The sequence below is a fragment of the Oceanobacillus arenosus genome (assembly GCF_003369575.1).
GTDB lineage: Bacteria > Bacillota > Bacilli > Bacillales > Amphibacillaceae > Oceanobacillus > Oceanobacillus arenosus.
Genome location: NZ_PIOC01000019.1, coordinates 21,534 through 46,207 on the forward strand (window position 1 = coordinate 21,534; position 24,674 = coordinate 46,207).

At 35.9% G+C, this 24,674-nt stretch carries 23 protein-coding genes and 1 CRISPR repeat array; of the genes, 15 read left to right on the forward strand and 8 right to left on the reverse strand.

Features of this window, described 5'->3' with window-relative positions; genetic code table 11:
- Together CWR48_RS13280 and CWR48_RS13285 are read left to right on the forward strand one after the other, a co-directional pair.
- Nucleotides 1-585, forward strand: coding sequence for a TetR/AcrR family transcriptional regulator (locus tag CWR48_RS13280; RefSeq protein ID WP_115773732.1), 585 nt, complete (start codon nt 1-3; stop codon nt 583-585).
- 156 nt (nt 586-741) lie between these two features.
- Nucleotides 742-1,431: an alpha/beta fold hydrolase gene (locus CWR48_RS13285; RefSeq protein ID WP_115773733.1), complete on the forward strand. Its 690-nt coding sequence runs from the start codon at nt 742-744 to the stop codon at nt 1,429-1,431.
- 538 nt (nt 1,432-1,969) lie between these two features.
- On the opposite strand, the gene CWR48_RS13290 is transcribed toward CWR48_RS13285, so the two are convergent.
- The 7 genes from CWR48_RS13290 to CWR48_RS13320 form a co-directional block, all read right to left on the reverse strand.
- Nucleotides 1,970-2,776, reverse strand: coding sequence for an aldo/keto reductase family protein (locus CWR48_RS13290; protein ID WP_115773734.1), 807 nt, complete (start codon nt 2,774-2,776; stop codon nt 1,970-1,972).
- Nucleotides 2,777-3,086: 310 nt separating this feature from the next.
- Nucleotides 3,087-3,479 carry a beta/alpha barrel domain-containing protein gene (locus CWR48_RS13295; RefSeq protein WP_115773735.1) on the reverse strand — a complete coding sequence of 131 codons (393 nt, stop codon included), beginning with the start codon at nt 3,477-3,479 and terminating at the stop codon, nt 3,087-3,089.
- A 137-nt stretch (nt 3,480-3,616) separates the two neighbouring features.
- A complete protein-coding gene (locus CWR48_RS13300; protein ID WP_170140766.1) occupies nt 3,617-3,904 on the reverse strand; it encodes a YolD-like family protein in 288 nt (95 codons plus the stop codon).
- A gap of 44 nt (nt 3,905-3,948) precedes the next feature.
- Nucleotides 3,949-4,164 (reverse strand): hypothetical protein, encoded by a 216-nt coding sequence (locus CWR48_RS13305; RefSeq protein ID WP_115773737.1) that lies wholly within the window; start codon nt 4,162-4,164, stop codon nt 3,949-3,951.
- Between the two features lie 661 nt (nt 4,165-4,825).
- Complete coding sequence (locus CWR48_RS13310; protein ID WP_115773738.1) at nt 4,826-5,548, reverse strand: hypothetical protein; 723 nt, start codon at nt 5,546-5,548, stop codon at nt 4,826-4,828.
- Between the two features lie 2 nt (nt 5,549-5,550).
- Nucleotides 5,551-6,414, reverse strand: coding sequence for an ATP-binding cassette domain-containing protein (locus CWR48_RS13315; RefSeq protein WP_115773739.1), 864 nt, complete (start codon nt 6,412-6,414; stop codon nt 5,551-5,553).
- Entirely contained in the window at nt 6,411-6,779 is a 369-nt protein-coding gene (locus CWR48_RS13320; RefSeq protein WP_115773740.1) for a GntR family transcriptional regulator, read from the reverse strand. Before CWR48_RS13320 ends, CWR48_RS13315 begins: the two co-directional genes overlap by 4 nt.
- Before the next feature lie 511 nt (nt 6,780-7,290).
- Between CWR48_RS13320 and CWR48_RS13325 the strand changes: the two genes are divergently transcribed.
- The 3 genes from CWR48_RS13325 to CWR48_RS13340 all read left to right on the forward strand — a co-directional run bounded on the left by CWR48_RS13325 (nt 7,291) and on the right by CWR48_RS13340 (nt 9,012).
- The gene (locus CWR48_RS13325) at nt 7,291-7,482 is read left to right on the forward strand and encodes a hypothetical protein (RefSeq protein WP_211316747.1); all 192 of its coding nucleotides are present in this window, start codon (nt 7,291-7,293) and stop codon (nt 7,480-7,482) included.
- Between the two features lie 301 nt (nt 7,483-7,783).
- A complete protein-coding gene (locus CWR48_RS13330; RefSeq protein ID WP_115773742.1) occupies nt 7,784-8,629 on the forward strand; it encodes a nuclease-related domain-containing protein in 846 nt (281 codons plus the stop codon).
- Between the two features lie 194 nt (nt 8,630-8,823).
- Entirely contained in the window at nt 8,824-9,012 is a 189-nt protein-coding gene (locus CWR48_RS13340; RefSeq protein ID WP_115773744.1) for a hypothetical protein, read from the forward strand.
- Between the two features lie 448 nt (nt 9,013-9,460).
- Here CWR48_RS13340 and CWR48_RS13345 read toward each other — a convergent pair whose 3' ends face one another.
- Complete coding sequence (locus CWR48_RS13345; RefSeq protein ID WP_115773745.1) at nt 9,461-10,012, reverse strand: hypothetical protein; 552 nt, start codon at nt 10,010-10,012, stop codon at nt 9,461-9,463.
- 287 nt (nt 10,013-10,299) lie between these two features.
- Here CWR48_RS13345 and CWR48_RS13350 point away from each other — a divergent pair, with 287 nt between their 5' ends.
- From CWR48_RS13350 to brxC, 10 genes are all read left to right on the forward strand, one after another.
- Nucleotides 10,300-10,470: a helix-turn-helix domain-containing protein gene (locus CWR48_RS13350; protein ID WP_115773746.1), complete on the forward strand. Its 171-nt coding sequence runs from the start codon at nt 10,300-10,302 to the stop codon at nt 10,468-10,470.
- A gap of 118 nt (nt 10,471-10,588) precedes the next feature.
- Nucleotides 10,589-11,389: a DnaD domain protein gene (locus CWR48_RS13355; protein ID WP_115773747.1), complete on the forward strand. Its 801-nt coding sequence runs from the start codon at nt 10,589-10,591 to the stop codon at nt 11,387-11,389.
- Entirely contained in the window at nt 11,390-11,716 is a 327-nt protein-coding gene (locus tag CWR48_RS13360; RefSeq protein ID WP_115773748.1) for a hypothetical protein, read from the forward strand.
- A gap of 2 nt (nt 11,717-11,718) precedes the next feature.
- Entirely contained in the window at nt 11,719-12,996 is a 1,278-nt protein-coding gene (locus tag CWR48_RS13365) for a replicative DNA helicase (protein WP_115773749.1), read from the forward strand.
- Between the two features lie 427 nt (nt 12,997-13,423).
- A complete protein-coding gene (cas9, locus tag CWR48_RS13370; protein ID WP_115773750.1) occupies nt 13,424-16,657 on the forward strand; it encodes a type II CRISPR RNA-guided endonuclease Cas9 in 3,234 nt (1,077 codons plus the stop codon).
- On the forward strand, nt 16,647-17,549 hold the full coding sequence (gene cas1, locus CWR48_RS13375) for a type II CRISPR-associated endonuclease Cas1 (RefSeq protein WP_115773751.1): 903 nt from the start codon (nt 16,647-16,649) through the stop codon (nt 17,547-17,549). The genes cas9 and cas1 overlap by 11 nt, the downstream gene beginning before the upstream one ends.
- Before the next feature lie 4 nt (nt 17,550-17,553).
- Nucleotides 17,554-17,862 carry a CRISPR-associated endonuclease Cas2 gene (gene cas2 / locus CWR48_RS13380; protein WP_115773752.1) on the forward strand — a complete coding sequence of 103 codons (309 nt, stop codon included), beginning with the start codon at nt 17,554-17,556 and terminating at the stop codon, nt 17,860-17,862.
- A gap of 153 nt (nt 17,863-18,015) precedes the next feature.
- Nucleotides 18,016-19,632: a CRISPR direct-repeat array (repeat unit 36 nt; unit sequence ATCATATCACATCAAGGTTCACAGGGGAATTATGGC).
- Nucleotides 19,633-19,837: 205 nt separating this feature from the next.
- Nucleotides 19,838-20,443: a DUF1819 family protein gene (locus CWR48_RS13385; protein ID WP_211316748.1), complete on the forward strand. Its 606-nt coding sequence runs from the start codon at nt 19,838-19,840 to the stop codon at nt 20,441-20,443.
- Between the two features lie 60 nt (nt 20,444-20,503).
- On the forward strand, nt 20,504-21,085 hold the full coding sequence (locus CWR48_RS13390) for a DUF1788 domain-containing protein (RefSeq protein WP_115773754.1): 582 nt from the start codon (nt 20,504-20,506) through the stop codon (nt 21,083-21,085).
- A 12-nt stretch (nt 21,086-21,097) separates the two neighbouring features.
- Nucleotides 21,098-24,646 (forward strand): BREX system P-loop protein BrxC, encoded by a 3,549-nt coding sequence (gene brxC / locus CWR48_RS13395; RefSeq protein ID WP_115773755.1) that lies wholly within the window; start codon nt 21,098-21,100, stop codon nt 24,644-24,646.
- Nucleotides 24,647-24,674 lie beyond the last annotated feature (28 nt).

A 24,674-nucleotide genomic window follows, 5' to 3' on the forward strand; every position in this document is an offset into this window, starting at 1 on the left:
ATGCCGCGTACCCCCGAAGAGAATGACCGTATTCGCCAAGCATCCAAAGAGAAAATTCGTGCTGCAGCTATGGAGTTATTTATCAAACAAGGATATTATGCTACCTCTATAAGTGATATAGCCAAACAAGCGGGCATTTCGAAAGGGTTACTCTATAGCTATTATAAAGGGAAAGAAATGTTGCTTTCTGAAATGGTCGAGGCCAGAATCAGGGAAGTGGTTGAAGTAATGGCAGAAGCACTCGACTTGGAAACACCTAATGAGCAGCTTAAATATATTGTCAATGGTGCGATTGATAATATTCATAAAAACCCGGAAGTCCATCGATTCTATCTGCACTTGCAAACTCAGCCAGAGGCAGATGGAGAGCTGATAAAATACAGTCATCTCATTATCGAAGAAAACACTAGACAGTTTGAGCTACAATGTAAAATATTTGAGGAAATGGAGGAAAGAAATCCAAGAAAACGATCATTATATTTTTCAACTGTACTACAAGGTATTATGTTGATGATATCTACCTATCCAGGGAAGTTTCCGATAGAAGAACTAAAGCAGCAGATTATTAGGGAATTTTGTAACTAGTCTATCGTGTATGAGGGACATAGCTTGAATGAAGTTTAAACAAGGATCTTCACAATCGGGCGCATTTCAGGAATAAAAATACGCTATTTCTGCATTTAACGGCCATTAAATAAATCGGTCTCAAATAATGTAATCCAACAAAGGAGATGATTGAAGATGGAATCAAAGGTGAAACAAATTGAATTAAATGGACTGACTTTTCAATATCGCGAGAATGGGGAGCCTTCTTCACCACCGATTGTTGCACTTCACGCAATGGGATCAGGTGCAGAAACATGGGACCAAGTTGCTGCTGTATTAGGAGAAAAATACCGTGTTTTGGCTTTAGATCAACGGGGTCATGGTGGAAGCGCGAGAACTAGCACATACACTTTTGAACTGATGTGTGATGACTTACATCATTTTGCAAATGCTATGAAATTAGAAAGGTTTACCCTACTTGGTCATTCAATGGGAGGAACAGTATCCTACCTTTACTCGGAAACATTTCCGTCAAGGATAGAACGGTTGATTGTGGAAGATACTCCTCCGCCTTTTCAAGATAAGCCGATCGAAATTCCTTCCAATCCTTCTAATCCTCTACCGTTTGATTGGGAGGTTGTGCCTTCGATTCTGCGGCAACTTAATGAACCCAATTCCGAATGGTGGGCGCGTCTTACCGACATTACGATGCCAACTCTTATTATAGGTGGTGGGTCCAGTCATATTCCACAAAACAAATTGCAGGAAGTTTCTGAGCTTATTCCTAATTGTGAATTGGTGACGATAGAGACTGCTGGGCATTTTGTGCATAATGATAATTTACCAGCCTTTTTGGCTGCTGTAAAAAATTTTCTTAATTCATGAGTTTCCATTTGCAATTTCCACAATAGGGCGCTTTTCTGTAATAAGAAGGCGCTTTTTGTAATGGGTAAGATTGTAAACAGATTCTTCCTTAATCTTATTCATCAGTTACAAATTAAATAGTTATTCAACACTGGTGCGATTGTTCAATTAGAGCAGACGCATTTTCACTAACGGGCCAGGTTAGCGAGCATTTGTGAGATATAGCAGTTAAACAGAGGGAGCTATAGCAGCTTATAATGAAACAGAGAATAGTGTAGCTAGTTCAGTTGGTCTACAAGATGAAGAAGCGATAAATAAAATGATTGAAGAAGGTAATTTGGTTTTATTATTAAAGATTAGGATTGAGGGTAAATCCACAAATCATGATTAAAGGGCTATATTTTTCAAATTGTAAATAGATGTACTTATACGAATCCGGTGCAGGAGTTCAGTAAGGCGGTCATCAAAAACGATCGCCTTTTTTTATTTGAATATTATGGTAAATAAAAAAGCATTTCATTTTAGAAGAATCTTCCAAAATGAAACGCTCTGTCTTTAATTAAAGGGCAGCAATACGTTCACGATCGTTTGCTGTTAGTTCAAAGTCAAAGATATCTAAACTTTGTGCTTGACGATCTTTATTATGAGACTTAGGAATGACGATAACATCACGTTCAATTTGGTAACGTAATACAACTTGTGCGTATGTCTTTTCGTACGGCTTACCGATTTCTTCTAAAACTCGCTTAGCATTTTCATCGATACCGGCTAATGGAGACCATGCTACAGTTGCGATATCATTGCCTTTATTATAAGCAATTAATTCTTCATTCCATTTTCCAACGTGAGATTCAATCTGGTTAACAGCTGGTTTAATTTTGCCATTTTCAAGAATTAAATCAAGATGTTCTTTTTGAAAGTTCGAAACACCAATTGTTTTAAACACACCGCGGTTATAGTAGTCTTCTAAAATAGTCCAAGCCTCCAAAATTTCCCCATTATTATCCCATGGGGAATGGATTAGGAATAAATCAATATAGTCAGTTTGTAATTTCTCTAAACTTTTTTCAATTTCAGCATGCGCCCAATCTGCACCACCGAAACCTGCAAATGTATTTAGTTTAGTAGTGATAAAGAAATCTTCACGTGGTAGTGAGGATTTTTTTAACCCTTTTCCGAGAACTTCTTCATTGTTATAACCTTGAGCAGAGTCAAAATGACGGTAGCCATTTTCAATTGCCCAGTCGATCTCCCCCGTGTCTCCTCTTAAGGCACCTGAGTATTGGTTTCCCTCTTTACCGTAAGTATTTGTACCACTACCAACGATTGGAATTTCAACATCATTATTTAATTTAATATTTTTCATCCTAATTCCTCCTATGCTGTATTTCTTACCTTACCTTTATTAGAAAAAGGAATCAATCAATACGATTTGTTGTGTAATCCTTTAAAAAATATAATTTGAACTTGGGGACAGGCACCAAACGATGTAGGATAGTTTGATCAGACTAGTGAAGTGTTGGAATCTACTCCAACAAGTGTTATTGCACAATCTGTATTGTTAAACTTCCTTTTCCTCCATACAAAAAGACTCCCACCACATGAAAAAGGAGAATGAATTCATTATGAAATCATCCCCTCAAATTGTTTGAAAATGCTTATACTGATATTACTTATCAATGACTTGCTAAACGTTTTTCAAAATCCGCCTTAAACAACAGAATAGCATCCATATTTACAGCAAAATCGTGGTCACTGATATTAAAATTAGTTATAAACTCGTCAGATCTCTCACGAACCATAATTATCGGAGGGGTATTGTTTCCAATAGTTTCCTTAGTTACAGCACTTCCATAGAAATACCAGTTAGTTTCAGTAGGAGCATTCGCTGTGTTCTTAGATAAGTCATTTTTTATTATTTCGCATAAATTATTCATAAAATCTTCAGTAAGGTTAATGGTTTTTCCGTACTCACCATCAACTGATATATCCGCATCTCCATACCAAATATTCCTGCTTGCTCGTTTTCCGTCATTTGAAGTGTATGTTTCATCAAACAAAATCTTCATTCTCATCACCCTCCGTTAAAATAAAATTACTTCACATAATTATACACCAATTAGTGGTCCGGGGGGACAGGCTTGATGTGACCCAATTAGTTTTTAGGATGACTGTGGGACAACCTGTCCCTGTGGACTTCCGGGGTTTATTCAATCTGAATATCTAAAATATCATGAAAGTCTATCTTTGTCCGCTCAAAATCATTCATTTTTAAAAATTTATCATTGTAATTGACGCTATAAATTTTATCTTTAATGATGAGGTAATCGTGATCACCATAGTACTTAATTTCAACCTCAAGATTTTTGCTAATCACTTCATGAAGTTTAATACCAATTTCCTCTAGTTGTTGTTCGTCTAAAATCGGCTTTATCTTGTTATCCATGCTATCCCAGTAATCATTTATCATTTGAATATGCTCCGGCATCATCATTGCAGTCCACTTAATAGTTCCACGATCATTAACTTTGCTCATAATTATGCAGTCACTCTCTTTCTAATAGGTCCAGCTGAAAGTATGTTTTCATGGCTAAACGTTCGCACTTTCTTACGCAAAAAACAAAAAGCGATAATCGATTCATCGTTAATATCAATTACCTTGATAATCCTTTGAGTAACATTATTATTACTGTCAATGTAGAATATCATTATCTTTTCCTTGTTATCCATCGAACGCATAATCAATCCTTTCATACTGATCCCTCCCATTTTCAGAACAAACGTTCCGAACGTTAGTTTCTATTTTAACACAAATTAAATATTTTATACAAAGGTATTTTTTGTTATAAGTAAAAATGATTGATCAGGAGGTGAGAGTTTCTTGTTGGATATTCATCATTTTTTCTTATTACAATCTAACATCCAACTAAGCCACATATTGAGAAGAAGCGGTAACTTTAAACTAAAGGGGTCCATTTTGAGGTCATATTAATTAAATGACAGACCAACTGGCGTATGAATTGGCATACGTTAGTTTTGTTGCTATTTCAACGATTGATGGTTAAATTAGGTTTTTTGGGCATTCGAATATCTCATTTATTTTTTATAGGACAATAGATATTGTACATAGAAAAACTGGTGTCAATTTAGAGCAAGTAACGTTATATACTTAACACAAAAAGGACCTCTATTAAGAGATCAAAGTATCATGCCCCGGTAGCTCAAGAACTTAAAGTAATAATAACGTAATTTTCTATAAGTGTAGAAAAACAAAAAGATCGTACTGGACGATCTTCTTGTTTAACTATCGTACCAGTTTGTTGATTAAGATTTTTCAATCTTTTCACGCAACAAAAAATAGTATGCATCTTTATCATATCTTTAGTGAGCAAGTACTGAAATAACCATTACCAGTTTAATCCTTTCTTGACTTTGATTTTAACGAAGCATTTCGCATAATAGGATATGATAATAATAATGCTCCAACGCTACATAAGCCTAATAACGTAATCAATGTCATTCCCAAAGCATCTAAATCTAATCCTAAAAACCATTCCATACTATCGCTTAAATAACCACCATAATATAAAACCATGAAAATAGCTGACAACAACATGAGAATCATGATACTTTTTCGAAATCCCAAACGAAAGTTAATACTATATAGTAGAAATGGCACTCCGAATAAAAAGAGTCCAAACATAAGGTCAATCCATAAATAAGCGAAGAAATGATAACCATCTACTAAGAATACTCCAGGATGAAAAATATTGGCTTTAATTTCCCATTGTAGATATACAGTTTTTAAAATATATTGCAATACATTTAGAATTGTAATGCATATAACAACTGCTGAAATACCTACACCATAATAGACTTTGAGCAGTTGTACCCTTGTACTTCCCATGCCAATCGCTACTGGATACAGTGTTTTATATCCATTTATTGCAAATAATGCAATAAAGAAATACGTCGGACCTGATATCGAGGCAAAGACATCCTCTCCAAGTCCAAATATATATCCGATAATTACCCATAATAACGTCACTGGAATAGTAATGTAGAGCAACATTAATTTCCCTAAATAAAATAAGGCATCCTCTGATACTAAACGAAATGTTCCATATAAAGAATTCATCCTTACTCTACCTCCTCGGTCTTATTTAACAAATAATCCTGTAGTTTCACTTTTTCAATTGAAAGTCCATGAGAAGATGCAGTTTCTTTCCATTTTTCATTAAAAGGTACGTCAACCATTACTTTTAATCTAGATCCTAATTTACTTACTTCTAAAACATTTTGACCATCAGTCACTTCTTCAATCTTATCTTTGCCTCCTGCTAACCAGATTCCATACTCTCTCATTTCATCAATTGATCCATGTATGAATGCTCCTTTATCATGAATAACAACAATTGAATCACAAATCGGTTGGATTTCTTCAATATGATGCGTAGATATTAAAAACAATCTTGGATGTTCCTCCTGACTTTCTCGCAAAATTTGATACATTTTCTTACGCATACTAGCGTCTAATCCATTACTAGGTTCATCTAAAATTGTGATTTCTGCATTGCTAGAAATTCCAATGATGAACTGTAAAGCAGATTTCATCCCCTTTGATAACTTTGATATTTTCATCTTGTCATGGAGCTTAAAGATCTTTAAAAGTCGTTTAGCCATATCCATATCCCAATTGGAATAATAATACTGTCCAAACCTTAATGCATCCTTTACATTCCAGATGTTATTAAATGGATGCTCCTCTTGCATATAACATACATATTGAACAACTTCTGCACGATTATAGGGAGCCGTTCCCATGATCTCGACAATTCCTCTGTTTGGCTTTTCATGCCCAGCAAGAAGTTTCATTAGTGTCGTTTTCCCAGCCCCATTTCGTCCCCAAATAGCAGTAATCCCATGTTCCTCTTCATTGAAAGAAATATCCTCAAGTATTGGTTCCTCTCCATAGCTATAGGTAACATTCTCAACTCGAATCATCTCCCTTCCTCCTCTTTTATTAATGTCATCACAGTCTCAACACTCATTCCCAATCGCTTTGCTTCTTCTAGCAGCGGCAATATATATTCATTTCGATACTGTTTTTTCCTTTCGTCTAACAATTTTGTTTTAGCTCCTTCCATAACAAACATCCCAATTCCACGCTTTTTATAAATGATTTCTTCATCAACCAAAGTCTGCAGTCCTTTTCTCACAGTTGCCCTATTGATGTTATAAAAATTTGATAGTTCATTTTCAGATGGAACTTTTTCGCCTTCTTTAATCTGTCCTTCAACAATGTCATTTCTTACGATTTGTGCAATTTGCTGAAAGATGGGCAGTGACTCATCTAATACTGGCTTCAACAAGAACACTCCTTTCTTTTCCTCAGTTTTGCTCATGTTGATTGTATGGTTGTATACTTGTGTAACCAACTATACAATAACTATATAATTTTGTAAATGGGTTTTTGTTCAATACATGGTGGTTTCTTTAAGAATTTCTGCTGAAAAATTGGATCTGTCGATTACACAAAAAAACACTGATCCATCCAATAACTTGAACGAAGTCAGTGCTTTTCTTATTCTGGTGCCTTACTTGAACAGATAAAGAGTATTCCATTTATTTGCAATGGTTTAATAAAGTTAATTGGCCTTTTGTTTACCCATGTCATTATAATATTAAAAGCCGTCTAAATTAAAAAAATTAGACGACTTTTAATTGCCATTTTAACGGTCAATTTTAATGTCATTAGGGGTGTGCTTTTTTTGAAAATGCACCTCAAAGCGGAACCCTTTAACTTTAAACAATACCTGCTTTTATTCGTTTAATTACACTAGATTCGGGAATTAAATGAATAGAAGGAGAGGATATCCATTGAGTCATAAATTTGATGAATTAAAAAATAAGCTTAAGAATGTAGACAAAGAGCAGGCAGGACATTTGGTGGAAGAAGTAAGAGAAGCACGCGAAGATGGTAAAATAGATGAAAATGAAAAGAATAATTTAATAAATTCTACCAGAGATATGGTAAAAGACATGGATTTCAAAGGGATATTTAACAAATAAGTAAAATAAGGTGTACTAAGTAGAAAGTAATATAATAATAAAGACTGAACGGTGCGGTTGCACAGTCTAACCAGTTGTAATAGCCCTTCAATAGGCGACTAACAAATATTAGAGAATAACTACCCTAAAATGCTCGTCAGGGCTCATAGGGTGGTTATTTTTTTGTGAATTTTATTCAGATTACATGTATCCTTAGTAAGTAATTGCTTACTTATTACAATCATATAGCAATAGGTTTAAAATTTTATGACAATTAGCCGATATAACTAAAGGAGGAAATTAATGGATAAGGGGGCGGACTATGTTTTTGCAGCTATTTAAAAAGAAAAAATATAATAAACAAGCTAAAGAACTAAGAGATGAAACAATTCCTAAAACTAAGGTTTCAAATAAAGATATTAACGATCAGATTGCAGTTCGCAAGGGGGAAATTGGTGAATACAAAATTGATATTCAATTAGATCAATTTCCAAAAGAATATAAGCATCTGTCGGATATCATGGTGAGAAACCAGAAATCAAGTTCAGGATTTTCACAAATTGACCATATCCTTATATCTCCGTTTGGAATATTTGTTATTGAGACAAAGAACTATAAAGGAACTATTTATGGAGGAAAGAATCGTAAAGAATGGTCAGTAAACGGAAAGTTTAAAATGATGAATCCTTTTACTCAAAATTATGGTCATATAAAAGTGTTGAAGAGTATGATAGATAGCAAATATCATGATAATTTCATTTCTATTGTATCTTTTACGAAACGTTGTACATTTAAAGTTGATTTAGAAATGAGAAAAATCACATCCAATGAATTAATCGTCTACGATGTTGAACTATCAGAATTTATTAATAGGAAAATTAACGTTCTTAAATTACAAAATAAGAATTCAGTAATTAGTGATGAAGAGATTGAAAGTATTTATAATATGTTGTCTGATGCTAACATTACTGAGACCGAACTTATAGAGAAGCACAAAAGTATCATTGTAAAAAAGAAAGAAGAAAACGATGCAAAGAAGAACAATCAGGGAACACATAAATGTGTTATGTGTAATAAACCGGTATCGGAAAAGGTTGCTGCTTTTTGTCTCTCAAACAAAAAATTTGCAGGAAATATTTATTGTTATCAGCACCAGAAAAAAATATAAAGTTAAAAAATTTTGGGGAAAAGATGGGGAAATTCGAAAGCAATAATGAATACATACCCTTTGGAAGTAAACTTAACAAATTACATAAAGTTTTAAGTCATATAAAGAAGATAGTCTTAGGACTTTTTTCAAAAAAACAGCTAGAGTTTAATGTCATGAAATAAGCTGCTGGAATTCATGGAGAACGTTGCGACATGCATTTTAAAGATGAAAATCAAATGACAGAGCTACTTCACATTTCATTTGTGGACGATGAGCGTGAGGCTGTCCCTGATATAGACAAAGCGGAAATGGATGAAATAAATGGAGCTACTACTGGAACTAAGGGTTTGTCAGAACTCCATTTGCTAAGGAGGGATATTTGGACAAATTTTGTTCAGTAGTGTCGTAAAAACGGACGTGGTGAAGATATTGCTATCCGAAAGCGATCGTACGACGTTTGGTATGATGTAACAGTAAGTAGTCCAAACTATCATTTGTTTTTTCAAAGTTTGAATCGAAGAAAAACTGAGATTGAAAAGGCATGTGGGTTTTCCCTTGAGTGGTATACCAGTCGGAAAAGCAGTGCAGCAAAAAGAATCTTATATTCAGTTGAAGCAGATATATACAACCCAGAATTGTATATTTAGCATTTTGAATGGCTTATTGATCATTTTGATAGACGTAGAAGGCACTTGATAACGAGGAATAATTAGGTATAGGGAATGTTTATAGTATGGGACGATGAAGCCTGTCCCCGTGGACCTTTTAGTCTAGTCTGGATAAAAGTTAAGAGTGAAGCAACAATAAAGCTCCTAGCCAGTGAAGGCTAGGAGCTCTATTATTTCATTCTTATTTAAAAGTTACACTAACTTCAGCATCTTCTTCGTAATCCATATTATCCCAGCTAAACACATGAAGTAGCATTTCAAAATCTTCATCAAGTGAAGGGAGATCGCCGCCCTCATAATCTTGAATGGTCAGAACCGCATCTGCCATCTTTCCGCCTGCAACTTCAGTGCTCATACTAAGTAACGCTTCATCAACCATTTTTCCGTTAATAGATACTTGGCGAGCCTGGAATTCCACTGAGTCATCACGTTTATTTTCTACCTCAAATGTTACTTCGATTTTTTCTTCATCCCAGGCTTCATCATAGATTCTTTCGATATTGATTAAAGTTGCTTTAAAGTTTTCATTATCTGCCATCTCTTGGTTGAATTCATAAAGTTCCTCATTAGATGCTTCCTCATTGGCAGCTTCCTCTTTTTCTTCTCCTGAAGATTGTTCAGTGCTGTTTTCTTCAGCAGGTTGATCAGATGACGTACCTGAATCACTAGCACCACAAGCAGCAAGTAGTCCAACTAATAATATAATAATTCCTAAGAATGATACTTTTTTCATGGGTCTTTTCTCCTTTTTATGTATTATCATAAATATATCATAGATATTTGATGAAATGAAGAAGTTTAAAAATTGGGATGATTAAAATAAGAAAAGGTCAAAAATAGGGGACTGACACCGAAGTTCATAAGCCTGACATAACAGTTTGAGGAGAAAGCTTCTATGAAAGTCCCCCCCAAATAATCCCTTCAAAACCCGAAAAAACCACCCTATTAAAAAAACTTTCACCATTTACACCCCCTATTCCCAACTTCTTTCGATTGTAGAAGTGAAGGGAGGGAAATAGGATGGAAAAACGAACAATGTCAGTTGAAGATGTAGCAATCTATTTAGGACTACATAAAGACACGATTTATGATCTCGTAAAAGAAAAAAAGATTCCCCATATCAAAATTGGCGGAAGAATCTTTTTCTTGGAAGAAGTCCTGGAAAAATGGATGCTGGAAAACATGAGGTGAATAGCTGGATTCGGAAGGTTAACTTTCGAATTGCAATTTGCCTATTTGGATTTGCTTTTAAGACTTTGGTAAGGAAAAACGCGCGTGAAAAAAATAAAAATCTTAAGGAGATATAAACATGACAACATTCAATTTTCATAGGGACAAAAACTTTTTAATGGATTGGTTGATGCTAAATCATCTGACTACGGGAGAAATTGTGCTTTGGCACACGCTGATGAACATTGGAAATAGACTCGGGCAAAGGAGTGTTTTCAATGCGCCTAACTCTACATTGATGAAATTTACCGGTCTATCTAAACAGGGGATCATCAATGCGAGAAAGAAGTTGCTCGAACGAGGCTTTATTCGTTATGAAAAGGGGCACCAAAACAAGGCACCTGTTTATGAAATGATTCCATTACCTCAAGCAATCGGAAATTATTTTTCTACGACTAAAAACCAGGAGTTGACCCGGGACTTGACCCAAGATGTTACCCGAGACTTTACCCTGAAATTGACCTCGGACTTGGGCCAAGAGTTGCCTATACATAAAGATAAAAGTAAAAAAGAGAGAAGAGGAAGAGGAGGAGGAAGCGGGCGTGACATGAATCAACTTTTCAAAATCTATGAAGAAAATATAAACAAGCTAACCCCATTGATTCGAGAAGCGTTGATGGAATGGACCAGCGCAACAGGCATAGAAATCGTCAAAGAAGCAATTGCCATAACTGCGAAAAAAGGTGGCCGAACATATAGTTACACCGAAAAAATATTGAAAGAATGGCAGAATGCTGGATTACAGACAATCGAAGCCGTTCATTCCTATGAACTTGCAAAAGAATTAGAAAAGGATAATAAACTCATTCCATTTCGCAAGCCAGACAATAAAAAACAAGAAGAAGATATATTTGCCGAACTTTTAAAGGAGGAATTTTAAATGTTACAACAAGAAGCGATTGAAGTGTTAAAGACGATTAATGAAATGTATCCAAAGTTTAATCTGACAAAGCGCAAGGCTGCGATGTTACTTCCTAACTTGAAGGAAATGGATTATCCAGGGGTCATGAGAAATCTTTCTCTATTTATTATGCAAAGTCCTTATCCGCCGATGCTTAGTGAAATTGCAGCTTACCCTGAAGTGGCAGATTCGCATATAGAAGAAATGTTGAAATGGCATGAGGAAGCGGAAAAAGTTCCTCCAGAATTGAAGAAGCAACTTCTAGAAGCGTTTGAGAAATTAGTAGAGAAGAAGGCAGGGAAATAGGGATGGATACGTATTATGCGGAAACAAGTATACTAGGATCGATCTTAATCGAGGGCACGCTTTTTAAAGAATTAGAGATTAATGAGATGTACTTTACCCACAATAAACATCGGCAAATTCTCTTAGCGATGAAGCAGGGATATAAAGAACGAGAGGTTGTTGATATTGTCATTGTAACAACGGTTTTAGGAGATAAGATTGAGGAGGTTGGTGGGGTCACGTATCTCACCGAACTCGCTGAATCCGTACCAAGCACCACAACGTTTAAACATTATCAACAGATTCTTATTGACGCATACCAGCTACGAGAGGCCCAACATGCCATCCAGCAGTTCTTGAGTAATCCTTCCAACACTGGACTTGAACGTTTGCTGCAGGATTTACAGGCATGCAGGGATTCAACTCTAGCAAAAGAAGAAAAAAGTACCTATGACAACTTGGTTGAAATAGGGGAGGAACTGATGAAGCCTCGTCCTGAGAACCTAGGCTATCTCACGTCACTCGCATCATTTGACCAAATAACAGGAGGACTAAAGGGAGGGGATTTGATTATCCTTGCTGCAAGGCCATCCGTTGGCAAGACAGCATTCGCTCTTAATCTAGCATCAGGACATTGTAAGAATGGAGGTTCATCCCTCATCTATAGCTTAGAAATGGGGACGAAGCAGCTATTGAAACGAATGATTTCTGCAGAAGGTATGGTAAATGCGAGTAAATGGCATGATATCAGCAAACGTTTTACAACAAATGATTATAAAAACGCGATGCGCGCAATCGGAGAAATGACAACTTGGGAATTAGAAATCTTTGCCACAAAGCACACCATCTCCGAAATTCGTGCGGGAATTCGCAAACAAGTACATGAGAATCCCAAACAAAATCATCTGGTGTTCATCGATTACCTTCAATTGATAAAACCATCCATTTCCCACCGTGATCGCCGGGATTTAGAAATCGGTGAGATGACACGGGAACTTAAATTGCTAGCACTGGAGTTGAACATCCCAATTGTACTGCTTTCCCAGCTGTCACGCAGTGTGGATTCAAGACAGGATAAACGACCACTCATGTCTGACTTGCGTGAGTCGGGAAATATCGAACAGGATGCAGATGTCATTTCTTTCTTGTATCGTGACGATTATTACGATAAACGAAGTAAACAGAAGAATGAGATGGAGGTCATTATAGCGAAACAGCGGAATGGACCTACGGGGACGGTGAGGGTGGAGTTTTTGAGGGAGTTTGGGGTGGTGAGGGAGGAAGTGGGGGTTTTGTGTTGATAGGATGAAAGTAGGGAAAGGGCTGGTTTTCTATTATTCTAATGTATTAGCTTAATAGAGACTAGACCAAGGTTTGGGAGTCAGTCTCCCGCTTTACTTAAGCATTAATGCTTTATTAGACTAGAGATAGCCACTAAAAACCTTAAATTTATTTGTTGATTTATTTATTAGAAAATATTGACAAATACCTAGGGATATTGTACTATATATTTAACGATCTTGGGGAAGGTCGTTAAATCATATCCCATCAAGGTTCATAGGTAAGTTATTATGGTAAGGCATTAAGCCGTGGCGTTGGGGATCGCCTAACTCTGCAAGCTTTGCGGAGTTCCCCACAACAAAAATGATGACTAAATGCATTTAGTCATTTTTTTTATATCTAAAACGGGTTTAAAGAACTAAAAATACATAATTTAGGGTGATTCTAATGAGGTATAGCATTGGACTTGATATTGGAATTTCATCAGTAGGCTGGGCTGTGATAAATCTAGATAAAAATCGAATCGAGGATTTGAATTCTAGAATGTTTGATGCAGCAGAGAATCCTAAAAATGGTTCGTCATTAGCTACCCCAAGAAGAGAAGCAAGGTCAGCTAGACGAAGATTGAGAAGAAGGCGTTACAGGGTTGGACGTGTCCGCCAATTTCTTATTCAACAAGGTCTATTATCTGAAGTAGAGGCTAATCAGTTATATGATTGGAAAGACGGAGATTTGGATATTTGGCTGATTAGAGTAAATGGTATTGAGAGAAAGCTTACAGATCGTGAATTTGCTCGGATTTTAATTCACTATGCAAAAAATAGAGGATTTAAATCTAATCGCAAAAGTGAAACGAAAGAAGACGAGGGCGGCGTTCTATTAAAAGCAGTTAAAGAGAATGCTAGCTTAATGGAAGAAAAAGGATATCGTACTGTTGCAGAGATGTTAGTTCTTGATGATAAATTTAGTGGTAGGAAGCGGAATAAGGGTGGCGATTACTCGCATGTCCTAGCGCGCAGTGAAATTGAAAAGGAAATTCGCGAAGTATTTAGTAATCAACGTGAATTAGGACATAGTTTTGCTACAAAGGAAAACGAAGAGACGTACATAAATATTTGGGGTTGGCAACGCCCTTTTTCAACACAAGAGGATATTGTAAAACGAATTGGAAATTGCACCTTTGAGCCGAATGAAAAACGTGCACCGAAGTTTTCCTATACGTTTGAAAAGTTCCGAGCACTGGATAAAATTAACCGCTTACGGATTATTTCAGACAGTAAACCTCAGCGTCCTTTGACACGTGAAGAAAGGCTACTAACATTAGAAAGTATATTAAATAAAAAAGAGATCAAATATAAAGATCTTCGTAAAACATTGCAATTGCAGGAAGATGAGCGATTTAATGAATTGTTCTACGATCCAGGTGAAACAAACGAGAAAAATGAAAGTAAAAAATTTGTTTCGGTTGATGGATACTATCAACTGAAGAAGATTATTCATGATGTCGAAGGAAAAACACTTGCTGAATCGTATCGTCCAATTGATTATGATACGATTGCCTATGCTGTCACTGTATACAAAGATGATCATGATGCCCGTGATTATTTATTAAACGATTATGTGAATGAAAATGGAAAGCGAATTAATAACCTTGCAAATAGAGTGTATAGCGAAGAGTTAATTGAACAACTATTAAATCTATCTTTCTCGAAATTTGGTCATCTATCGTTAAAAGCTTTAAATAAACTTATACCTTATTTGGAAGAAGGCTTTCAATATCATGAAGCATGTGAAGAGGCAGGCTATCATTTTAATCAAAAAATAGGTACAGAAAAAGCGAAAATCCTTCCAGTCATACCAGCTGATAATATAGCTAACCCAGTGGTCATACGCTCTTTGTCACAGACACGTAAAGTGATTAATGCGATCATTAAAAGATACGGATCACCTACAGAAATTTATATTGAATTGGCTCGAGATATGGGAAGACATTATACCGAACGGAGAGAAATAGAAAAGCAATATAATAAAAACAGATTGGTAAATGAAAAAGCGAAAGATCGCATTCAGGAGCTACATCCTGAATTTAGTGATCCACGTGGACATGATATATTGAAATATAAGTTATGGGAAGAACAAGATGGTCGATGTGCATACTCGCTAAAACCTATCCCGATGGATGATTTATTCAATCCAGGCTATGCGGAAGTAGACCATATCATTCCGTATAGTCGTAGTTTTGATGATAGTAATGCGAATAAGGTATTAGTTTTATCGAAAGAAAATCAAAATAAGAAAAACAGAACGCCATATGAATGGTTTGGTAGAGATGTTGTCAGATGGGATAAATATACATCGTATGTGAACACATTAAAGGTTCGGAAAAAGAAAAAAGACTTGTTACTGAAACAGAACTTTGATGAAGAACAAGCAGAAACCTTTAAATCAAGGCACTTAAATGATACCCGCTATATTACCCGCTTTTTGAAAGGTTTTATTGAAGATAATTTACAGTTTAGGGAAGAAGATGGTCGAAAGCAGTATGTATATACGGTTAACGGTGCCTATACTTCTTTAATGAGAAAAAGATGGGGATTTAATAAAAACAGGGAAGAAAATGATCTGCATCATGCACTAGATGCTGCAATCGTGGCTGTTAGTCTACCATTCAGAAATCGCGTTAGTAATTATTTTAAACATAGTGAATTACATGCTTCCCAATTATTAAAAAGAGAAGGGGAACGATTCCCAGAACCATGGGAAGGATTTACAAGAGAATTAGGAGCAAGAATGCTTCAAAATCCTGAGAAATTAATCCTAGCATTAGAAAGTTTATCACTAGCTAGTTATGATGAAGAATTTATTGAGCAAGTTAAACCCATTTTTGTTTCTAGAATGCCGAAACGATCTGTTAAGGGGCAAATTCATGAGGAAACAATAAGAAGGCATCGAGGGTTTACAGAAAAAGGGTTAAATTTAATGGTAAAGAAATATGCTCTTGCAGATATTAGATTTGATAAAAATGGGGATTTTCCAATGTATGGAAGGGAATCTGATCCAAAAACATATCAAGCAATCAAAAGTAGATACCTAGAAAGTGGAAAAGATCCTGTGAAGGCATTTAGTACAATTTTATATAAACCGTCTAAAGATCCAGAAAATGCCCCAATCATAAGAAGTGTTAAAATAGAAACGACTGCAAATCAGGTATTTCATTTAGATGATAAGACAGTAGCTGACAATGCTAGTATAGCTAGGACAGAAGTATTCCGGCATAAGGAGAGCGGGAAGTTTTATTTGGCCCCTGTTTATGTGAGTGATGTTATGGCGAAGAGAGTGCCGGATAGGTTTATAACACCCCACAAGTCTTACGGAAATTGGATAAGAATAACATCAGATTATGAATTTCAATTTAATTTATTTCCAAATGATTTGATTAAGGTTAGAACGCCGCGACAAAAATTATCGAAAACTAATAGTGGTGAAATTGTTAAATGGAATGAAGGAGTTTTTTATTTTAAAGGAGTTCACTCGTCAACAGCTCAAATTAATTTAACTGACCATATGAATAGTTTCAAAGACACTCTTGGTTCGCAGGGATTAGAGGTATTTGAAAAGTACCAAATTGATCCATTGGGAAATTTAACAATGGTTCATAAGGAAAAACGTTATGGCTTTTAGACATCTTGTTATTCGTAATCCAGCAAAATTGTCAACTGCAAATGAACAACTCGTTATTAAACAAGTAGAATCTATTAATATACCATTAGAAGATATTGTAACGATAACGTTAGAGGATCCGGCAATTACGATTACAAATGCATTATTGAGTAAATGTACAGAGTATCATGTTGAACTTATTATATGTGATAGGAAAAGAATGCCCAGTGGAATAGTGCAACCATTCCACAGGCATTCTAGACAAAAGACAGTATTGGAAATGCAATTGTCTTTAAGTAAACCGTACAAGAAGAGAGTTTGGCAAAAAATAGTTATTCGAAAGTTAGAGAATCAGTCAAGATGTCTTGAATTGATTCATAAAGGCGAAGAAGCGCAAAAATTGTATGCTATTAGTAGAAGTGTGGAATCTGGTGATCGCACAAATCGTGAAGCATATGGTGCTAAAGTCTATTTTGAATCGCTCTTTGGCAAAGGATTTCAACGACGAGAAGATAACGTTTATAATATTTCCTTGAATTATGGATATAGTATTATTCGTTCGCTTGTTGCAAGAGCTTTAATTCGCTATGGATTTACACCAAGTTTTGGTGTGTTTCACGATAGCCAGACAAATGCATTTAACTTGGCGGATGATTTTATGGAAGTATTAAGACCTTTTGTCGATGTATTAATTGCAACTAATGTTTCGGATGAATCGGAATGGTCCCCCGAAATACGGAAAATGTTATTTCAAGTTTTAGACATTGAAGCAATATGGAAAGAAGAGAGATTAAGTGTTACCCATGGAGTCGATAATATGATAAAAAGTTTTGTATCTGCAAGCCGGCAGCAAGATGCAAATATGATAACACTTCCTGAACTTACAAATTTGGCTGTACATAGATATGAGTAGGTATATGCGAATAATTGTATTTTTTGATTTGCCGGTTTTACTTCCAAGAGAAAGGAAAGCATACTCAAGATTCCGCAAATTTCTTTTGCAAGATGGTTACACAATGCTTCAGTATTCTGTTTACTCAAGAATTTGTAATGGGGAAGATGGTGTGAGAAAGCATATGAAGCGATTACGTGAAAACCTTCCACCAGTTAACGGGGCAATACGAGCAATGAAAATTACCGAGAAGCAATTTGAAAATATGGAAATCTTATTAGGAACTACTACTCCAGAAGAGGAATTAGGCGCAAATAAAATAGATTTTTTTTAAAAAAATACTTGCAAAAATTTTTGCAGGTATTTTATTCTGTTTTATTTTATGAAAAAAGTAAAATAAATTATTAATATTAGCTGGTTTAACTTATGCTTTATAAAAATAAGAAACCCTTGAAATGGGGAAGAATCAAGGGTTTCAATGCCATGTATCATATCACATCAAGGTTCACAGGGGAATTATGGCTGTTGCATTTACGCCTTTACGTTTAGCCTGATCATATCACATCAAGGTTCACAGGGGAATTATGGCCTAAGAAACAGTGATGTGGATGCAATTAAATCATATCACATCAAGGTTCACAGGGGAATTATGGCTTATCTTCATTGATAGTTGCTGGTTTTTCTAATCATATCACATCAAGGTTCACAGGGGAATTATGGCTTACCCATTTAAGCAGCACTCCGATGATGGATCATATCACATCAAGGTTCACAGGGGAATTATGGCAAGGCAAAGTGAATAGTAAGAGTGTTTCAATCATATCACATCAAGGTTCACAGGGGAATTATGGCTTACACTATGATACACTAGATTATCTAAAAATCATATCACATCAAGGTTCACAGGGGAATTATGGCCCTTTCCGCCATTAGTTAAAATTTTCATGCATCATATCACATCAAGGTTCACAGGGGAATTATGGCGCCATGAACAACTTGAAACAAGAGAACGTAATCATATCACATCAAGGTTCACAGGGGAATTATGGCAGGACATTAAACATTGATGAAGCATTGGAATCATATCACATCAAGGTTCACAGGGGAATTATGGCCATAGATAAACATTTAGCGTTTTGGTTGAAATCATATCACATCAAGGTTCACAGGGGAATTATGGCTATGGCATTGTATTGTTCGCTGAACGGTTAATCATATCACATCAAGGTTCACAGGGGAATTATGGCTTCTGTATGCAATCTACTTTACTTAAATTGATCATATCACATCAAGGTTCACAGGGGAATTATGGCAGGTCATTAAACGTTGATGAAGCATTAGAAATCATATCACATCAAGGTTCACAGGGGAATTATGGCCTTCACGACAACCATTACCAGAAAAAGATAATCATATCACATCAAGGTTCACAGGGGAATTATGGCGAAGCAGACAGCAACGATGAGCAGATAGAAATCATATCACATCAAGGTTCACAGGGGAATTATGGCCCGAATATTAGTGTCTCCTGCATTTGGGTTATCATATCACATCAAGGTTCACAGGGGAATTATGGCTCAAGATTGGCACGTCTCTTCAATCCTTTTATCATATCACATCAAGGTTCACAGGGGAATTATGGCTGAATGCAAACAAACCAAAGAAAGTTGTTGATCATATCACATCAAGGTTCACAGGGGAATTATGGCATAAAATTGAATTGGAAAATTTGGATCTTTATCATATCACATCAAGGTTCACAGGGGAATTATGGCTCTAAGTTGTTTGGCATTGGTTTTGTAGTGATCATATCACATCAAGGTTCACAGGGGAATTATGGCGTATATGTGGAAGGGTTATGTGTATCATAATCATATCACATCAAGGTTCACAGGGGAATTATGGCCAACTACAATCCCCTCGCTTTCAAATCTTCATCATATCACATCAAGGTTCACAGGGGAATTATGGCTCTATCTTTAGTAATAATAGTCAATCAATAATCATATCACATCAAGGTTCACAGGGGAATTATGGCATGAAATAGGTGATAACGATTATGAAAATAATCATATCACATCAAGGTTCACAGGGGAATTATGGCAAACAGTACGACGCATTTCAATACTATGTTATCATTTTCTGTTCATTTTTTGTCAAAATGAACTAAAATATATAATGATTTTCATTTTATTTTGTCGTGAACCCTTAATATGGTGAAAGTAAACTATACACATTTTCATTCCCATCTATAACATGATAAAATAGTACAAGTATCAATAGAATTTCGGAACAAAGGAATGGTTAATTTGGAAAAAGAATTACAATACCGTTCAACAATAAAATCTAAGCCTTATTTTTATTTAGAGACGAAGCAGCTTTCGGGACTGATCGTACAAGGTCTAAATGAATTAGAGATAAACGAACATGTAATCAATCTAAATATATTTCAGGTCAAATCTGAATCAAGAAAAAAAGAAATTGCATCAACAATCCTCAAACGATTAACAGCACTCGATACATACCTCATCGATAAAATAATCACAAGTGACGTTGAAACAAGTAAATTAATCGTCCTTTATTCCATATTGAAGACGGACAGGCTGTTTTATGAGTTTATGCATGAAATATTTCGTGAAAAAATTGTTTATCGGGATTTGCAACTGACAGATCGTGATTTTCATACTTATTTTGAGGCAAAGCGCCAACAAAGTGAAACTGTTGCAGAATGGAAAGAGTATACCTTTTATAAATTACAGCAAGTATACGTCCGCATTTTATTTGAAGCAGGCTTATTGAAGAACCAAAAAGGGAATCGTGAAATAGAGATTCCAATTATAAATCCAGATGTTCTGGACCATATTAGAAATAGTGATGATGGGCGATATATTAATGTGATAGCAGGAGAAAAATAGAAGGGACAAGGCAGGAACCAAAACCTTTGTCCTCCTTAAAAGTAAGAGGAGAGAGAAAAAATGAAAACAATCCATGAACGGTTGGATGAGATTCTACCCAAAATTACAAATCCATCGTTTAGAGAAAATAAAGGACTCGGCAATGAGGTAGGATACCATATTTTTGATTATGAGCCGGAACATGAAATGATCGTTAGGAATCATGTGGAATTTCTGAAAGATCGTGTGAATAATGATGCTTCTGATCAAAGGATTAATGAGTTTGATCTTTATGAGCTGATGCTAGAGATTTTAGATGGAAAAGGATATTTGCGGAAGAATTTCGAGATGGAGAAGAAAAAAGGGAGTCAGTATGTCTTAAATGCGACGCGGAAGTCATTAAGGCTGACATTGAATAATGATTTAGTCATTCAATATATAGCGGAGCGTGTCGAACCAAATGATATTGTCTTTATTACAGGAATCGGCAAGGTTTTTCCGATTATCCGCTCCCATGTTATCTTAAATAATTTATATAAAGCAGTCGATCAGATTCCAGTTGTCATGTTTTTCCCAGGTCGCTATGATGGTCAGGAACTTAGGCTATTTGGGGAAATTAAGGACGATAATTATTATCGTGCCTTTCAATTGGTAGATTATTAGGGGGAAATTAGTATGCATATAAAAAAAATGTTTAATCGTCAGATCGATCGAGACATTAAAGGTGTCGTTAAAGTTGGACAAGATGAAGATGCAAATATTTATCAAGAATTAGAAGAGTATGTTGTTACAAATGAATTACATAAGCATATTGGTGATTTCTTCGCTGCCTATAGTAAAGGGATTGAAGGTTCAACAGATAAGATTGGCGTTTGGATCTCCGGTTTCTTCGGGTCTGGTAAGTCACATTTTTTGAAAATATTATCCTATTTGATTGAGAACAGACTGATTAATGGTAAACATGCGATTGATTTTTTTGACGATAAAATTCATGATCCAGTGATTTTAGCTAATTTGAAAAAAGCAGGAGACCTGACAACAGATGTTGTGTTATTTGATATTGATGCTAAAAGTGAATCTGATTCAATGGCAGACAAAGATTCGATTGTAAAAGTATTAAATAAAGTATTCAATGAAATGCAAGGCTTTTGCGGTGCGATTCCTTGGGTAGCGGAAATTGAACGTAACATGCAAAAAGATGGGGTATACGATAGATTTAAGTCAATGTTCCAAGACATATCTGGTAACAAATGGGAAGATGCAAGGGAAGACTTTTATTATGAAGAAGATGCGATTATTGAAGCGCTTTCTAAATCAACACAGATGAGTGAAGAAGCAGCAAGAAACTGGTTCGACCGAGCAGAGCAGGATTATTCAATAAGTATTGAACGATTTGTGAAGCGTGTGAAGGAGTACATCGATTCAAAAGGGGAGAATCACCATGTCGCGTTTCTCGTTGATGAAGTCGGGCAATATATTGGCGATAACTCAAATGCGATGCTCAATTTACAAACAATCGTCCATGAACTCGGTCGCCAATGTAAAGGAAAAGCATGGATTGCTGTAACCAGCCAGGAAGATATTGATTCGGTGTTAAGTGTAAAAGGAAATGATTTTTCAAAAATCCAAGGTCGGTTCGACACGAAATTAAGCCTGTCTAGTGCCTATGTTGACGAAGTGATTAAAAAGCGTATCTTAACGAAAAATGAAGCAGGTAGACAAACATTAGAAGAAGTGTATCGCAAAAAAAGCTCTATCTTGCAAAATCTATTAACGTTTACCACCGAAGCAGAAATGAAAAAATATACAAGTGAAGCTGATTTTGTTGATGTGTATCCGTTTGTTCCATATCAATTTAATTTACTGCAAAAAGTATTTACAGGCGTTCGTATTCACGGGGCATCGGGTCGTCATTTGGCGGAAGGGGAACGTTCTTTGCTTAGTGCATTCCAAGAATCCGCCATTCGTTTTGCTGGTCAAACGGAAGGGGCACTTGTACCGTTTTCTACATTTTATGAAACAATTGAAACATTCTTGGATCACAGTATCCGAAGCGTAATTATTCATGCAAGCAATAATACGAAATTAGAATCTTATGATATCGAAGTACTAAAAGTTCTCTTCTTAATAAAATATGTGAAAGAGTTACCAGCCAATTTAGAAAATATCGCAACGTTAATGGTTGATCATATTGATGTGGACAAAATTGAATTGAAGAAAAAAATTGAAAAGTCATTATCACATCTCATTGGTCAAACGCTGATCCAAAAAAATGGTGAGGAATATATTTTCTTGACGAATGATGAACAAGATGTGAATCGTGAAATTAAGAATATGCATGTTGAATCTTCCGAAGTAATTCAGAAAATTGGCGAAGAAATTTTCGATGGCATTTATAAAGATCGTAAATATCGCTATTCGGCAAAATACCATTTTGCTTTTAATGCATTTATTGATGATCGTCCTGTTCGTACCCAGTCAAATGATATTGGTATTCGCGTCATTACTCCATATGCCGATGCAGCGATGGACTATAATGCTTCTGAACTGAAGATGATGTCGATGAGGGAGAATAATGTCATAGTCAAACTTCCGCCGGATACAACTTATCTAGATGAGATGGAAGAAATTTTAAAGATACAGGCCTATTTAAAAGTAAAAAGTGGAACATCCGTGTCACAGGCTGTGGAAGATATCAAAGTCAGAAAAACACGAGAAGTGACAGAACGCAGGGAAAGAATTACGACCTACTTAACTGAGGCATTAAGATCTGCGGAGATTTACGTTAACTCGCAAGTTCTAGAGATTCAGAAGAAAAATCCAGTCGACCGTATCAATGATGCATTTCGCATGTTGATTAAAACGCTATTCAATAAATTAGACCATATAATTGAATTTGTTGATACAACAAAGGACTTACAAGACATCATCACAGCGTCCACACAATTAACCATGGATAATAAAAATGAACCGAATCATCTCGCCATCAATGAAGTGGATAATTATGTGGCCCGGTTAACGACCCGAAATCATCAAATGACAATCAAACATTTGTCGACCTATTTTGCCAAACAGCCGTATGGTTGGCTCGAGTTAGATACGACGGCATTATTATTAAAACTATTTAAAGCTCAAGAAATTAAGTTGCAGCTAAATAGTAGCCAGATTCAGTTAAACGATCCGAACATCATTCAATATGTTACGAAGCGCGATTATGTGGATCGAGTTGTTGTTAAAAAGCGCGAGCGAATTTCTGAGTTACTTCTTAAAAATGCAAGGGATCTATCGAAGGAAATATTCGGTATTTCTGCCTTACCAAAAGATGAAGATGGTTTGAAAGATAAATTTAATGAATTGCTCGGACGGGAAAAAGACAAGCTCAACGATTTATTAGCGAACTACCGAAACATGTACTATCCTGGTGAAGCTGTATTAAAGGATGGCTTGCAGTTAATTGAATCATTACTCGGTATAAGTGATACGGCGACATATTACCAGCAACTCCGAAAAGTTCGCCAAGAATTAAAAGCCTATGCCATGAATGCGAAAGAAGTAAAGGGATTTTTTGAAAACCAGCGGGATATTTTCGATGAAGCCATGAAGCGAATGAAGATTTTTGAAAATAACCGCACCTATATTACGGATAAAACGATGGTCGAAACAGTGGAAAAAATACAAGCAATTGTGACCCGTTCTGAACCATATGACAGGATCCAGGAATTACCAGGACTGTATCAATTGTTTGATGATTATTTTGTTGAAATATTAGAGCGTGAATGTGAGCCAGTGAAAGAGGCTATCGAAGAAGACTTACAGGCTGTTATGACTGAACTTGAGAAAGAGGATGCTTGGAAAGAACAATTCGCAGGTACTTTTCGTGCAAGATTCCAGACGCTTTTGGACCGACTTGATCATGTGAATAACTTATATGAAGCCATTGCTATGGAGGTCGAAAGCGATCGGTTGAAAGTCCGCTGTATCCAGGAAATGATGCAGTATAGGCCAGAAACTGTTACGCCACCAGTTGATCCGGGAACAAGTCCTGCTGTACAGGTAGACAAGCCGGTTATTAGGGAGCGAAAGACGAAAACACTTAGTAAAAATAGGATCATCAAAGGCACAAAAACATTTCAAACGAAACAAGATATCGATAAGTTTGTGGAAGAATTGAGAAGTGAGTTGTTAAGTGAATTGGAAGAGGATACGACGATTAATTTGGTTTAATAAAAGTCATAGGAATAAATTGGAGGTA